The organism is Paenibacillus sp. OK076 (genome assembly GCF_900110055.1).
Lineage (GTDB): Bacteria > Bacillota > Bacilli > Paenibacillales > Paenibacillaceae > Paenibacillus.
In genome coordinates this window covers 30,216-44,093 of sequence record NZ_FOCH01000005.1, presented here as the reverse complement: position 1 = coordinate 44,093, position 13,878 = coordinate 30,216, and the positions used below count along the sequence as shown (strand labels likewise).

The following is a 13,878-nucleotide window of genomic DNA, read 5'->3' as shown; positions in this document are numbered from 1 at the left end:
TGAGAGCCATTGGAGGTGCGAAAGCGATGGGACCGAGCAAAGCGAAAGGTCGTCGTTTTCCTTTACTGCCTTTAAGAGGACTTCTCGTCTACCCGAGTATGGTACTGCATCTCGATGTGGGCCGGGAGAAATCGGTCAAGGCTTTAGAAAAAGCGATGGTAGAAGAACATTTGATTCTCCTATGTTCCCAAGCCGAGGTAAATATTGAAGAACCAACACAAGAGGACATTTTCAGAATCGGAACCGTTGCCAAGGTCAGACAGATGCTGAAGCTTCCAAACGGGACGATTCGTGTACTTGTGGAAGGCTTGGAACGGGCTGAAATCATTGAATATACGGACAACGAGGAATATTATGAGGTTCTGGCTCAAGAGCTTCCTGAAGAGGAGAACAGTCATCCGGAAACAGATGCGCTGATGCGTACAGTTCTGAACCAGTTCGAAAATTATATTAATCTGTCCAAAAAGGTTACACCTGAGACACTTGCGGCTGTGTCCGATATTGAAGAACCGGGTCGCTTGGCTGATGTAATTACCAGTCACCTGTCCTTGAAGATCAAGGACAAACAGGAGATTTTGGAAACCATCGACGTTCGTGAACGGCTGGAGAAGCTGCTGGACATCCTGAACAACGAGCGGGAAGTACTGGAGCTTGAACGCAAAATCAGCCAGCGCGTGAAGAAACAGATGGAGAAAACCCAGAAAGAATATTATCTGCGCGAGCAGATGAAGGCGATTCAGAAAGAACTGGGTGAGAAAGAAGGCCGTGCCGGCGAAGTTGAGGAACTTCGAAATCAGATGGAGGCTCTTGGCTTGCCGGACAAGGTAAAGGAAAAGGTCGAGAAAGAAATTGATCGACTGGAGAAAATGCCATCAAGTTCTGCCGAAGGCGGCGTTATCCGCAACTATGTAGATTGGCTGCTGGGACTGCCTTGGACGCAGATGACAGCCGATGATCTGGATATTCAGAAGGCTGAAGATGTGCTAAATGCAGATCACTACGGTTTGGAAAAACCGAAAGAACGTGTGCTTGAATATCTGGCTGTCCAGAAGCTGGTGAAAAAGCTTAAAGGACCGATCCTCTGTCTGGTTGGACCTCCAGGGGTCGGGAAAACGTCGCTTGCCCGCTCTATCGCCAGATCGCTTGGACGCGAATTCGTCAGAATATCGCTGGGTGGCGTGAGAGATGAAGCAGAAATTCGCGGTCATCGCCGTACTTATGTTGGTGCAATGCCAGGCCGCATCATTCAGGGCATGAAGACGGCGGGGTCACTCAATCCGGTGTTCCTGTTGGACGAGATTGATAAAATGGCTTCGGACTTCCGTGGAGACCCTTCCGCAGCGTTGCTTGAAGTACTTGATCCCGAACAGAACAATACGTTTAGTGACCACTTTGTGGAGTTGCCGTTTGACTTATCTAACGTTATGTTTATTACAACCGCCAACACAGTGCATAACATTCCACGTCCACTTCTGGACCGGATGGAGATGCTCAATATTCCGGGGTATACCGAGCTGGAGAAGCTGCAAATCGCCAAAAACTATTTGCTGCCGAAACAGAAACAGGACCATGGCCTGGAAGAAGATCAGCTGAATATCGGGGATGACAGCTTGCTGCGTGTCATTCGTGAATATACACGAGAGTCTGGCGTGCGGAATTTGGAACAGCAGATGGCATCGTTATGCCGGAAAGCGGCCAAAAACATCGTCTCTGGTGCGGAAGGTCAGATTAATATTACACCGGATGAAGTGAAGGATTATCTTGGTCCGGGTAAATTCCGCTACGGTATGGCCGAACTGGAAGATCAGATTGGTACGGTGACGGGACTGGCGTGGACTGAAGTGGGTGGAGATACCCTCGTGATCGAGGTTACCGTTGTACCTGGAACAGGCAAGCTGACGCTGACAGGTAAACTGGGCGATGTCATGAAGGAATCGGCTCAGGCGGCATTCAGCTACACCCGCTCCAAAGCTGCACAGCTTGGCATTCCGTCCGACTTCCACGAGAAGAACGACATCCATATCCACGTTCCGGAAGGAGCCATTCCAAAGGATGGACCATCCGCCGGAATTACAATGGCGACGGCCTTGATCTCTGCTCTAACGAACAAACATGTCTCCAAAGACATTGCCATGACTGGCGAAATAACGCTGCGTGGTCGTGTGTTGCCAATCGGCGGACTTAAGGAAAAATCACTGGCGGCTCACCGCGCCGGTTACAAAAAAATATTATTGCCCAAGGATAACGAACGGGACCTGCGGGATATTCCGGACAGCATCAAGGAAGATGTGGAATTTGTTCCTGTAGCCCATATGGATCAGGTGCTGCAACATGCGCTTGTGGAACAGGCAGGAATACACCTGTAGCCCGTTAAACGAGGGATCGTATGAAGAGTAAACCGTTCTGCGGAAGCTTTGGCGTCCGCTGGAACGGTTTTTTTGGTATGATAGAACAATCCATGGCATAATACCAACAGCAGCTCTAAGTAAGAGCACAGGAGTTAAAGAGAGGACAGATACATTATGAAAGTAAATCAATCCGAATTTATTATCAGTGCCGTTCGGCCTGAACAATACCCCGAGGACGGCCTGCCCGAGATTGCCTTGGCGGGACGATCCAATGTAGGGAAATCATCTTTGATCAACCGTTTGATTAATCGCAAAAACTTAGCACGGACGAGTTCTACCCCTGGTAAGACACAGCAACTGAACTATTATAAGATCAATCAGGATCTCTACTTCGTCGATTTCCCGGGATATGGCTACGCTAAAGTTTCCAAAGAGCAACGCTTTGCCTGGGGCAAAATGATGGAGAAATACTTGCTGGGACGCGAGGAATTGAAACTGGTCATGCAGATGGTGGATATGAGACATGAGCCATCCAAGGATGACAAGATGATGAATGAGTGGCTCCGCCATCATGGATTGCCTCTGGTAGTGGTTGCGACGAAGATGGACAAGATTCCAAAAACGCGTAGAGCCAAACATATTAAAGTCATCAAGGAAGCTTTGGATCTTCGTCCTGGTGATCTGTTTGTACCGTTTTCATCGGAAGAAGGTTTAGGTAAAGAAGAATTATGGGAGATCATTACCCGCTTTGCCGGAATCGGTCAAGCTTCAGCGGAAGAAGAGCCACAGGCTGAGGAAAATCACGAAGACTACGAAATTAAAGGATAACCGGGGATTACGCCATTTTGATGCAGGAAAGCGAGCAACTGGGGTGGATCTTTGATGCGATCAAGGATTAATCCATTTTTTATGGATTTTCGTGGAAATTCATTGTTTTATTTTGGAGCGAAATAGCTATACGGTAGTGTATAATGAGTATAGGTGCATTGTGCCAACGGTACCAAAGTAGCGGCCTTACCGACCTGAAGAATTTTGAGATCACTGCCGCTGTGCAGGAAGACAAAACAATCGGGAAAGAATTGAGGAGATTTTTATGGCTCAGCGATTAGCCACAGAGTATGTTAAAGCCACTTTGAAATTGTCAGAACCCCAGATGCATCAGTTTTTGCGCATGACAGAGGATGGCCGGATTCATCAACGTGTGAAGGTGATGGAGAATGGCTGCCAGGAAATTGTGCTCGTAGATGTGAGTGGAGAAGAAGTTCATTTCCCTTTTGACCGTAGGGAAGGGTTTTACATCTGTGAGTTATCTTGCCGCCTGGTAAACCATCATCTGACGAACGTAGTCCGGAAGCTCTTTATGACCTTTAAGGGTGATGGCGTTGTTCATCGGATTTATGAAGAGTTCACCATGACGTATGTTTATACTCAGGGCGTTGTCCGTAAAATTGTGGAGCAGACGGGTGAGAATATCCGTGTCATCTACGAATACAAAAATACGTTGCTTGAATTGCAGCGTGTGTTCCAGGCTCGGGATATTGAGCGCGAGATAAACCGGGTATACGCCGAGGTTGATTCGTTACTCGATACAAGAATGGATGCTTCTACTTCTGAACAACTCCAGCAGATTGATGAAAAGCTTGCGCGCCACCAGAAACGGCTGTTTGAGCTTGAAGCCTATTGACCTAAAAGAGTGAATTATACAAGTATTTAACTGACCATCCCCTAATGCTCTGATCTGGCACATTCCAGGCAGAAGCGAAAGGGGATTTCTTGATTTTGAAAGCGGATTGGGACTTAATCTTTTATTTTTTCATCTTCCTAAAAGGGGTTGCATTCCCTTTGATTAGATGTTATTTTTAATCTCGTTGAAATGAAAAGAATATAGGAACCAGGATTCACTCAGGACATTATATGTTGCGAGAGATTTTTCCCTCGGGAAGTGAATGACGTAGGTCCTAGCGGATGAAATTTGTTTAAACATTTTATTCCTAGGAAGGGGGCGCCGAAGGATGGAATATTCAACTTTCGGAAGACACGTTGCTGTGGATGCTTGGGGTGTAGACTTTGATCTACTAAACAGTGCGGAGTATTTGCAAGCTCAATTGGTTGAAGCAGCGGAGGCATGTGGCGCGACAGTAATGTCCGTACAATCCAAGCAGTTTGAACCACAAGGAGCAACAGTGCTTGTACTGCTGTCTGAGAGTCATCTCTCGATTCATACGTATCCTGAGAGAGGGTTTGCAGCCATTGATTGCTACACTTGTGGGGAGACGGTAGACCCGCAAATGGCCATTGATTACCTGGTATCCGTATTAAAACCGGAAAAAACGTACGCAAAGAAACTGGTACGTGGATTGGGCGAATTGCAAGTGGAGACACCGGAAATGAATACAAATGAACTGGTATATATGATTTAATAACGACAGCATGAATAATGTTCACATATCGGGGTGGAACGAAGATGATCCCAAACCTGAATAGTCATGGAGCCTTCCATGGCTATTTGTTTTATATGGGATTTCCCTAAATCTTTATCATTAAAACAAGTATTTAACGCATAACGGTGAAGATTGGTGAGACACTACAATAAATGACAATGCATAAGATGATCTACATGGGGATTTCATAAACATTTCATAAAAATGGCCCAGTCATACTATGGATGTGTGATATAATTAACCATGTCAATCATAAATGGATGAACATATGTAGAAAACACTTTGATTGGAAATTTATTAGGCAGGTGAACTTGCAATGCACATCGTTGTCGTTGGTTTGAATTATCGCACGGCGCCTGTAGAGGTTAGGGAACGATTCACATTTGCAGAAAAGGACTTGTCTGAAGCGCTGCAGCAGCTCAAGCTGACCAAGAGTGTATTGGAAGGTGTAATCGTAGCCACATGTAACCGTACCGAGTTGTATGTTGTGGTAGACCGTCTTCACATGTGTGGTTATTTTATTCGGACGTTCATGGAACAATGGTTTAATGTTCCGCGAGAAGAATTTACGCAACACTTATATATATATGAAGATGATCAAGCCATGCGCCATTTGTTCCGTGTGATTTGCGGGCTGGACTCGATGGTTATTGGCGAGACTCAGATTCTTGGACAGGTGAAACAGGCTTTTTTCAAAGCACAGGAAGAAAAAGCTACGGGCACCTGGTTTAACATGCTGTTCAAACAGGCTGTTACATTAGGCAAACGCGCACATTCAGAGACTTCAATCGGTGAGAGTGCGGTATCTGTAAGTTATGCTGCTGTAGAACTAGGCAAGCGTATCTTTGGTATGTTCACGGATAAGAAGGTGCTGATTCTAGGTGCCGGCAAAATGAGTGAACTTACAGTAAAACATCTGTATAGCAACGGAGCCTCTGAAGTTATTGTGGCGAATCGAACACTTGCACGAGCTGAGGAATTGGCAGCGAAGTTTCGAGGGACACCATGTACAATGGAACAGGCGCTAGAGCGACTGAACGAGGTTGATATTGTCATCAGTTCGACGGGGGCGGAAAGATATGTACTGGATGCCACTGTTGTTCGAGAGAGCATGAAGCGTCGTCAATCGCGTCCGCTGTTCCTGATTGATATTGCTGTTCCACGGGATATTGATCCGGCGATCGGCGAGTTATCCAATGTATTCCTTTATGATATTGATGATTTGGAAGGAATCGTGGAGAGCAATCTGGAGATGCGTAAGGTGGAAGCTGCCAAGATCGAGAAAATGATTGAGCTTGAGATGGAAGACTATTATCAATGGCTCAAAACGTTGGGCGTTCGCCCTGTCATTCGGGCATTGCAGGAGAAAGGCGCTTCCATTCATGAAGAAACGATGGATAGTCTGTTTAATAAATTGCCTGAACTGGATGAACATCAGCGTAAAGTTATCCGTCGTCTGACGAAAAGCATCGTGAATCAAATGACGACAGATCCGATTAACCGGATTAAGGAAATGGCTGGTACCAAGCACGGCGATGAAGCACTGCGCATGTTTACTCAGATCTTTGCTTTGGAGGATGCTGTAGAGGTGGCCGCTGAGAAAGTAAATCAGAGTGATGCCACGGCTCTGCGCAAACCGGATGCCGTTCATCTTAACGATTCCCGGCAAGACCCCGTGCCGGCTTATGCTCCGGCAGGCGTATAAGGCGGGTGGGCAGCTTGACCCTAGCTGAACAAATCTATGAAGCTTTAATTTATATGTATGCCCTGAGCCTACTGTTCTATTTCTCGGACTGCATTCGACGCAATGCGGGGGCGAAGCGGACAGGCACAGGGTTTCTTGTTGTTGTGTGGGCGCTTCAGGTGTTCCATGTCATTTTGCGTATGTTAACTGAAGGGCATTTTCCAATCTACACCACGTTTGATTTTTTGTTTATCTTTTCATTTAGTATTGTGCTGATGTCTCTGGTGATGACTCGGATTCAGCGTTCCGAATTTGTCATTTTATTGCTGAATGTGGTTGGTTTCTCCGTTACGGTGTTGAACCGGTTGTGGTTTACAGCAGGTGAGATATCTCTGCATAACTGGCAGACTGTGCACGGATTGCTTATTATGCATATCACCTTGGCCAATCTAGGTTTCGCGGCTCTCACAGTAGGTGCTGTATTTGCCATGTTATATCTGTTTTTGCACCGCAAGCTGAAGAACAAGAAATGGAATGATACCGTACGTCGTCTACCGAGTCTCGAAGTGATCAGCAAATATATGGATGGTGCTACACTGATTGGCACACCTCTTCTTGGTGTTTCTATCATGCTTGCTGTATTATCCATTGTAGCCGAAACGCGCTGGAGCCTGCTCTTGGATCTCAAGGTTATTGCAACGGGACTTGCCATAGCAATCTATGTGGGGTACTTCGTATTCAAGAGAAGGAAACAGTTCTCCACAGTGATTATGGCGAGATGGACGTTGATCGGATATGCCTTTGTCATTATCAGTTTTTTATCCAATGCGTATTCAGCGTTTCATCGTTGGACGGGAGAGTGAAGGGGATGGAACGGTACACGCCAATATTTGTGGATATATCAGGAAAATCCTGCTGCGTGGTTGGAGGCGGACGTGTCGCTGAACGTAAAATAAAAGGTTTGCTTCATGCAGAAGCGCAGATCAAGGTCATTAGTCCGGAAGTTACGCCAACGTTACAACAATTGCATCATGATTCCCGAATTCAATGGCTGGCCCGGTCCTACCGCAATGGAGATTTGCGGGGGGCCTTTCTCGTATATGCAGCAACGGACCATAGTGAAGTGAACACAGCGGTTGTCCAAGAAGCTGAAGATGCGGGTATACTGGTTAACGACGCCATATCTTCTGAGCGAAGCACTTTTATTACACCAAGTGTGGTCAGGCGCGGAAGGCTAAGCATTGCAATATCGACCGCTGGAGCAGGGCCTGTAGCCGCAGCAGAAATTCGTGATACCTTGGAACAGCAATTCGGAGATGAGTACGAGACATATATTGAATTTTTGTATCAGATGAGGATGGAAGTAAAGGCACGTGTATCTTCTTCAGGTGTCAGAGCTAAATTACTCCGTCGTTTAACCGAAATGAATGTGCTGGAAAAGATCCGTACAGGTCAGTTTCAGTGGTGGACCGAAGAACAAATTGGGGACTGGATATCCCATAATCAGGAGGACGTGTAGACATGCGGACAATTAAAGTGGGAAGCAGACAAAGCGCACTTGCTTTGACCCAGACAGGCCATGTAATTCAAGATTTACGTGATATTTGTGAGCGGGAAGGATTAGCTTTTGATTTTGAAGTACATAAAATCGTTACAAAAGGAGATTTGATTCTGGATGTAACTCTGTCCAAAGTCGGAGGCAAAGGACTGTTTGTCAAAGAGATTGAACAGGCGATGATAGATCGCACGATTGATATGGCTGTTCATAGCATGAAGGATATGCCTTCCGAGTTGCCTGAAGGGTTGACGAACGGAGCTGTTCCGCGCCGTGCAGACCCTCGTGACGCACTGATTTCGAATGGTGGACTCACATTGGATCAATTGCCGGAAGGTGCAAGAGTGGGGACGAGCAGTCTGCGTCGGTCCAGTCAATTGAAATCATACCGTCCGGATTTGAAACTCGAATCGCTTCGTGGCAATATTGATTCCCGTCTGCGCAAGCTGGAGACAGAAGGTTTGGACGCCATTATTTTGGCTGCTGCTGGTTTGTATCGAATGGGCTGGCAGGATCGGATTACGGAATATCTGTCAGAAGAAGCTTGTCTTCCCGCAGTAGGGCAGGGTGCGCTCGGCATTGAATGCCGTGAAGATGATGCGGAGCTGCTTCATCTGTTGCAATTGTATAATGATCCGGAAACCGCATTTCCTGTGTTGGCTGAACGTCGCTTCCTTAGTGTATTGAATGGGGGCTGTCAGGTTCCGATTGGAGCTCATGCCGTATGGCTGCCACAGCAAGAAGCAGATTCCCCGAATGGACAAAACACGTTACAATTAACAGGTATGGTCGGTACGCCGGACGGCGGATTGATTCTTAAAGAAGCGATGACGGGCAAAGATCCGGTTCGTCTTGGAGAAGAAGTGGCTTGGAGATTGATTGAACGGGGAGCAGAGCAGATACTGGCAGAAGTTAGGGGATGAAGACATGGTGGGGAAGGTCTTTTTGGTTGGTGCAGGTCCAGGGGACGCCAAGCTGATTACGGTAAAGGGCTGGGAATCGATCGGTCGAGCGGATGCTGTCGTTTACGATCGGTTGGCTAGTCCGAGATTACTTAAACAAATGAAGCCCGGCGCGGTTAAGATCTATGTGGGCAAACGGCCGGATCGACATACGATGAAGCAGGAAGAGATCAACCAGCTGTTGGTTGATCTCGCACTGGAAGGCAAGGTTGTGGTCCGGCTTAAAGGGGGAGACCCGACGATATTCGGACGCGTAGGTGAAGAGGCTGATCTGCTGCGCAAAAACAACATTCCTTTTGAAATCGTACCTGGTGTAACCTCAGCAATAAGTGTACCTGCTTATGCTGGAATACCTGTGACCCACCGCGACTATGCTTCCTCTATTTCCATCATTACGGGGCATGAGAGTCCGGACAAGCTTGACCGCAGTATTCATTGGGATAAAGTGACGAATGCTACAGGCACACTGGTATTTATGATGGGTGTCTCCAAAATTGGATATATCAGCGAACAGTTGATTCGTCACGGACGCCCGGCGCAAACACCGGTGGCATTGATTCGCTGGGGCACAAGAGCAGAGCAGGATACGATTACAGGCACGCTTGAAGATATCGAAGCAAAAGTGATCGCTGCGAATTTTCAACCACCCGCTGTCATTGTTGTTGGTGAGGTGGTGAACCAGCGTGAACAGTTGAAATGGGCAGAAGCACTGCCGTTGTTTGGCAAACGCATTTTGGTGACGAGAGCTCGCAGTCAGGCTAGTGAATTGGTGAACCGGATCGAGGAACTTGGCGGCGAACCTTACGAATTTCCGGTAATTGAGACCGTGATGCCATCAGGGGAGTCGGCACTGGAAAGTGTCAAACAGGCCTTTGGTGCGTTAAGTACATTTGACTGGGTATTTTTTACGAGTGTAAACGGAGTGGAATTCTTTTTCCGTCATTTGCAGCAGCAAGGTAAAGATATTCGCTCCATTCATCAAGCGAGAGTTGCTGCGGTAGGACCTTCCACTGGGGAAGCTTTGCGTAAGTATGGCATTGTAGCGGAGGTCATTCAGGGGCCATTTCAGGCTGAAGGTATGCTTGAAGCATTTGAAAATGAATTGAAGCAAGGCCAGAGGGTGCTTTTACCACATGGAGATCTTGCACGTTCCTGGTTGCCTGAACAGTTGAGGGAGCGGGGACTTCTGGTCACCGAGGCAATTATCTATGACACCATTCTGGCTGGCGAGGATGACGATGAATTGCTGAAGCTGCTTGAAGAGGGCGGCATTCATGCGATGACCTTCACGAGTTCTTCCACCGTCACCAATTTCATGAGTATTTTGAAACGGATGGGATTGCAGGACCCTTTGCCTTTATTGAAAAATGTAGAGGTCGCATGTATCGGGCCTGTTACAGCGAAGACGGCAGAAGCAGCAGGCTTGAAGGTCACCATGATGGCTGAAGAAGCAACCATTGAGAGTCTGATTTCTGTGTTGTCTGATTGGAAACGAAAGCCTGCTACAGAAGCTGTATTTCCTGCTAACCATATAAATTGAACCGCAATCGATAGATGAAGCGTGCTGAATTCGTTACGATACCGGCGCGCTTCGCTTTTTGCTCCATATCACTATTCAAGGAGGTTTCACACGTATGAGTTTTCCAATTGTGCGGCATCGCCGTTTACGTCAATCCACAGGTATTCGCAATATGGTGAGAGAGACCCATTTGACTGTGGATGACTTTATCCAACCCATCTATGTTACTTATGGTGAAAATGTAAAATCTGAGATCAAATCTATGCCAGGCGTATTCCGCTTCTCGCTGGATCGTCTGCAGGAAGAAGTGAAGGAGATTGCCGAACTGGGTATTCCGGCTGTGCTCTTATTCGGTATTCCCGAAACCAAAGACAGTGTTGGTTCGTCTGGATTCGCAGAAGATGGTATTGTACAGGAAGCAACGAAGCTGATTAAGTCCTGGTATCCTGAGCTGCTGGTTGTTGCGGACACCTGTTTGTGCGAATTCACCGATCACGGTCATTGTGGCATGGTGCACACGGTTGAAGTGGACGGTCACATTTGCGGAGATGTCCTTAATGACGAATCACTGGAGCTGCTCGTGAAAACAGCGGTATCCCAGGCCAAAGCTGGAGCGGACATTATTGCACCATCCAACATGATGGATGGATTTGTCCAAGCGATCCGTGCCGGACTGGATGAGAATGGTTTTAGTCATATTCCGATTATGTCCTACTCCGTAAAATATGCGTCGGCATTCTATGGTCCATTCCGCGAAGCTGCCGATTCCACGCCGCAATTCGGAGATCGCAAGTCATATCAGATGGACCCGGCGAACGCTCGTGAAGCATTACGTGAAGCCGAAACCGATGTGCTCGAAGGAGCTGACATGCTGATGGTGAAACCTTCCCTGTCCTATCTGGATGTCATGCGTACGATCAAGGACAATTTTGATCTTCCACTGGTTGCTTACAACGTAAGTGGAGAGTATGCCATGGTGAAGGCAGCAGCAATTCAAGGCTGGATTGATGAGAAGAAAGTGGCCATGGAAATTCTGCTGAGTATGAAACGTGCGGGGGCAGATATGATTATTACGTACTACGGAAAAGACGCGTCACGCTGGCTGGCCGAGAAATAAATTTATATTAAGGAGGATGTTCATGACTGCACAACAAGGAACTCGTCGTAATGATGAGCGCTCACGCAGCGCATTTGAAGAAGCCAAGCAGTACATACCTGGGGGTGTGAACAGTCCCGTTCGGGCGTTCAAATCGGTGGGGCTTACCCCGATCTATGCAGAGCGCGGAGAAGGCTCCAAAATCTATGATATCGATGGCAATGTTTTTATTGATTATGTGGGATCCTGGGGTCCGCTTATTATGGGACATGCACATCCTGACGTTGTGGAAGCTTTGCGTGAGACAGCCCTTAAAGGAACAAGCTTTGGTGCGCCAACACTCCTGGAGACCGAGATGGCTAAACTCGTCTGTGAGCGTGTGCCTTCGATCGATATTGTACGAATGGTGAATTCCGGTACGGAAGCAACCATGAGTGCAATTCGGCTGGCACGTGGTGTAACCGGACGCAGTAAAATTTTGAAATTTGAAGGATCATATCACGGACATGCCGACAGCTTGCTGATCAAAGCAGGATCTGGTGTAGCAACACTGGGTCTGCCTGACAGCCCTGGTGTTCCTGAAGGTGTGGCCATCAATACGATTACGGTTCCATACAATGACCTGGAGTCAGTGAAGCTTGCTTTTGAACGTTATGGTGAAGAACTGGCAGCCGTCATTGTGGAACCTGTTGCAGGTAATATGGGAGTTGTGCCACCAGTTCCAGGTTTCCTTGAAGGCTTGCGTAGTTTGACGTCTCAATACGGCAGTTTGCTCATTTTTGATGAAGTTATGACCGGATTCCGTGTAGGGTTGAACTGTGCACAGGGACGATATGGCGTAACACCTGACCTGACTTGTCTGGGTAAAGTCATCGGTGGCGGGCTTCCGGTGGGTGCTTATGGCGGCAGACGTGATCTGATGGAACAGATTGCTCCGACCGGACCGATCTATCAGGCAGGGACGCTGAGTGGTAATCCGCTGGCTATGGCAGCAGGTTATACGACGCTCAAATTGTTGACACCGGAGGTCTATGATCGTCTGGAGACACTGTCCGCACGCTTGCAGGCTGGGTTTGAAAAGAATGCAGCAGAGACGGGTGTACCCATAACCATTAACCGTGTGGGTTCGATGGTATGTCCATTTTTCAGTGTTGTTCCGGTTACGAATTATGATTTCGCCAAAGAAAGCAATCTGGATCAATTCCGTCGTTACTTCGCGGCCATGATTGATCAGGGTGTGAGTGTTGCACCTTCCCAATACGAAGGCATGTTTGTCTCTGGCGTGCATACGGAGCAGGATATTGACGATACGATTGAGGCGAACCGTAAGGCTCTTCAATCGCTATGACCATCAAAAGTTGGAAACGCCGCGGGGAATGGCTTGAGCTAATGCCAGGCAAAGCGGTGACGGGAAGTTCAGACAGGCAAACGGCTGCAGAGCAATGGCTCTTGTCCGAGCTTCAGTTACCAGAGAAAATGTTGCGTCAGCTAAAGACGAACCAGGGCATACAACTGGCAGGGGACCGGCTTCGGCTGGCCCTTTTTGCGTCTCAGCCGATCGATGTTGAACCGCGTTGGACGGATATCGATGTTTTGTATGAGGATGACTTCTGTCTGGTTGTGCACAAACCGGCCGGAATGAAGCTTCATCCCGATGGGAGCCGGGCGGATCAAGCGATTACGCTGGATCACGCGGTGGCCTCCTATTACGAAATGAATGGAATTCAGGCGAATGTACGCCATGTTCATCGTCTGGACGAGGACACAACTGGGCCTGTTTTATATGCCAAAAATGCTTTTGCTCTCGCCAAACTGGATGAAGCCATGCGGCGTAAAGACATTGGGCGGCATTATGTTGCCATTGCAGGCGGTCAGATATCCACGGAGCTGATTACGATTGATGCTCCGATTGGGAAGGACAGGCATCACAAGCAACGCAGACGTGTCTCTGAAGGTGGACAGGACGCTGTAACTCATGTGGAGATCGTGGAGGTGTGGGACAGGGCTACCCTTGTCCGGCTGACACTGGATACAGGGCGTACACACCAGATTCGGGTGCATTTAAGTTATGCGGGGCATCCCCTCGTCGGAGATGAGTTATATGGAGGCAGAAGGGATTCTATTGGTCGGCAGGCGCTTCATGGTGAGACGCTGAGTTTTAGTCATCCGCTCACAGGGGCACGAATTGAAGTGGCTGATCCTTGGCCGCAGGATTTCGAACAACTGGCAGGGCGGGAAGACAAGGACCAATAAACTGGGAAGGTTTGCATAAA

Annotated in this window: 12 protein-coding genes; all 12 read left to right on the top strand. The window is 47.9% G+C overall.

Annotated elements, in window-relative coordinates:
• Positions 1 to 26 precede the first annotated feature (26 nt).
• The 12 genes from lon (at position 27) to BMY78_RS26890 (ending at position 13,858) form a co-directional block, all read left to right on the top strand.
• Positions 27 to 2,366: an endopeptidase La gene (gene lon, locus BMY78_RS26945; protein ID WP_090904391.1), complete on the top strand. Its 2,340-nt coding sequence runs from the start codon at positions 27 to 29 to the stop codon at positions 2,364 to 2,366.
• 156 nt (positions 2,367 to 2,522) lie between these two features.
• Positions 2,523 to 3,176, top strand: a complete 654-nt coding sequence (gene yihA, locus BMY78_RS26940) for a ribosome biogenesis GTP-binding protein YihA/YsxC (RefSeq protein WP_090904390.1) — start codon at positions 2,523 to 2,525, stop codon at positions 3,174 to 3,176.
• A 265-nt stretch (positions 3,177 to 3,441) separates the two neighbouring features.
• The gene (locus BMY78_RS26935) at positions 3,442 to 4,032 is read left to right on the top strand and encodes a non-ribosomal peptide synthetase module (protein ID WP_090904389.1); all 591 of its coding nucleotides are present in this window, start codon (positions 3,442 to 3,444) and stop codon (positions 4,030 to 4,032) included.
• A gap of 328 nt (positions 4,033 to 4,360) precedes the next feature.
• Positions 4,361 to 4,768, top strand: coding sequence for an adenosylmethionine decarboxylase (gene speD / locus BMY78_RS26930; RefSeq protein ID WP_090904388.1), 408 nt, complete (start codon positions 4,361 to 4,363; stop codon positions 4,766 to 4,768).
• Positions 4,769 to 5,105: 337 nt separating this feature from the next.
• Positions 5,106 to 6,494 carry a glutamyl-tRNA reductase gene (gene hemA, locus BMY78_RS26925; RefSeq protein WP_090904387.1) on the top strand — a complete coding sequence of 463 codons (1,389 nt, stop codon included), beginning with the start codon at positions 5,106 to 5,108 and terminating at the stop codon, positions 6,492 to 6,494.
• Between the two features lie 14 nt (positions 6,495 to 6,508).
• The gene (ccsA, locus tag BMY78_RS26920; protein WP_371129197.1) at positions 6,509 to 7,336 is read left to right on the top strand and encodes a cytochrome c biogenesis protein CcsA; all 828 of its coding nucleotides are present in this window, start codon (positions 6,509 to 6,511) and stop codon (positions 7,334 to 7,336) included.
• Positions 7,337 to 7,341: 5 nt separating this feature from the next.
• A complete protein-coding gene (locus BMY78_RS26915; RefSeq protein WP_090904386.1) occupies positions 7,342 to 7,992 on the top strand; it encodes a precorrin-2 dehydrogenase/sirohydrochlorin ferrochelatase family protein in 651 nt (216 codons plus the stop codon).
• Between the two features lie 2 nt (positions 7,993 to 7,994).
• Entirely contained in the window at positions 7,995 to 8,951 is a 957-nt protein-coding gene (hemC, locus tag BMY78_RS26910) for a hydroxymethylbilane synthase (RefSeq protein ID WP_090904385.1), read from the top strand.
• 4 nt (positions 8,952 to 8,955) lie between these two features.
• On the top strand, positions 8,956 to 10,530 hold the full coding sequence (cobA, locus tag BMY78_RS26905) for a uroporphyrinogen-III C-methyltransferase (protein WP_090904384.1): 1,575 nt from the start codon (positions 8,956 to 8,958) through the stop codon (positions 10,528 to 10,530).
• 94 nt (positions 10,531 to 10,624) lie between these two features.
• Positions 10,625 to 11,626, top strand: coding sequence for a porphobilinogen synthase (hemB, locus tag BMY78_RS26900; RefSeq protein WP_090904383.1), 1,002 nt, complete (start codon positions 10,625 to 10,627; stop codon positions 11,624 to 11,626).
• Between the two features lie 22 nt (positions 11,627 to 11,648).
• Positions 11,649 to 12,953, top strand: a complete 1,305-nt coding sequence (hemL, locus tag BMY78_RS26895) for a glutamate-1-semialdehyde 2,1-aminomutase (protein WP_090904382.1) — start codon at positions 11,649 to 11,651, stop codon at positions 12,951 to 12,953.
• On the top strand, positions 12,950 to 13,858 hold the full coding sequence (locus BMY78_RS26890; protein WP_090904381.1) for an RluA family pseudouridine synthase: 909 nt from the start codon (positions 12,950 to 12,952) through the stop codon (positions 13,856 to 13,858). Before hemL ends, BMY78_RS26890 begins: the two co-directional genes overlap by 4 nt.
• Positions 13,859 to 13,878 lie beyond the last annotated feature (20 nt).

Coding starts and splice junctions, on each gene's coding strand:
- lon (WP_090904391.1), top strand. CDS start 27: ATGGGACCGAGCAAAGCGAAAGGTCGTCGTTTTCCTTTACTGCCTTTA.
- yihA (WP_090904390.1), top strand. CDS start 2,523: ATGAAAGTAAATCAATCCGAATTTATTATCAGTGCCGTTCGGCCTGAA.
- BMY78_RS26935 (WP_090904389.1), top strand. CDS start 3,442: ATGGCTCAGCGATTAGCCACAGAGTATGTTAAAGCCACTTTGAAATTG.
- speD (WP_090904388.1), top strand. CDS start 4,361: ATGGAATATTCAACTTTCGGAAGACACGTTGCTGTGGATGCTTGGGGT.
- hemA (WP_090904387.1), top strand. CDS start 5,106: ATGCACATCGTTGTCGTTGGTTTGAATTATCGCACGGCGCCTGTAGAG.
- BMY78_RS26915 (WP_090904386.1), top strand. CDS start 7,342: ATGGAACGGTACACGCCAATATTTGTGGATATATCAGGAAAATCCTGC.
- hemC (WP_090904385.1), top strand. CDS start 7,995: ATGCGGACAATTAAAGTGGGAAGCAGACAAAGCGCACTTGCTTTGACC.
- cobA (WP_090904384.1), top strand. CDS start 8,956: ATGGTGGGGAAGGTCTTTTTGGTTGGTGCAGGTCCAGGGGACGCCAAG.
- hemB (WP_090904383.1), top strand. CDS start 10,625: ATGAGTTTTCCAATTGTGCGGCATCGCCGTTTACGTCAATCCACAGGT.
- hemL (WP_090904382.1), top strand. CDS start 11,649: ATGACTGCACAACAAGGAACTCGTCGTAATGATGAGCGCTCACGCAGC.
- BMY78_RS26890 (WP_090904381.1), top strand. CDS start 12,950: ATGACCATCAAAAGTTGGAAACGCCGCGGGGAATGGCTTGAGCTAATG.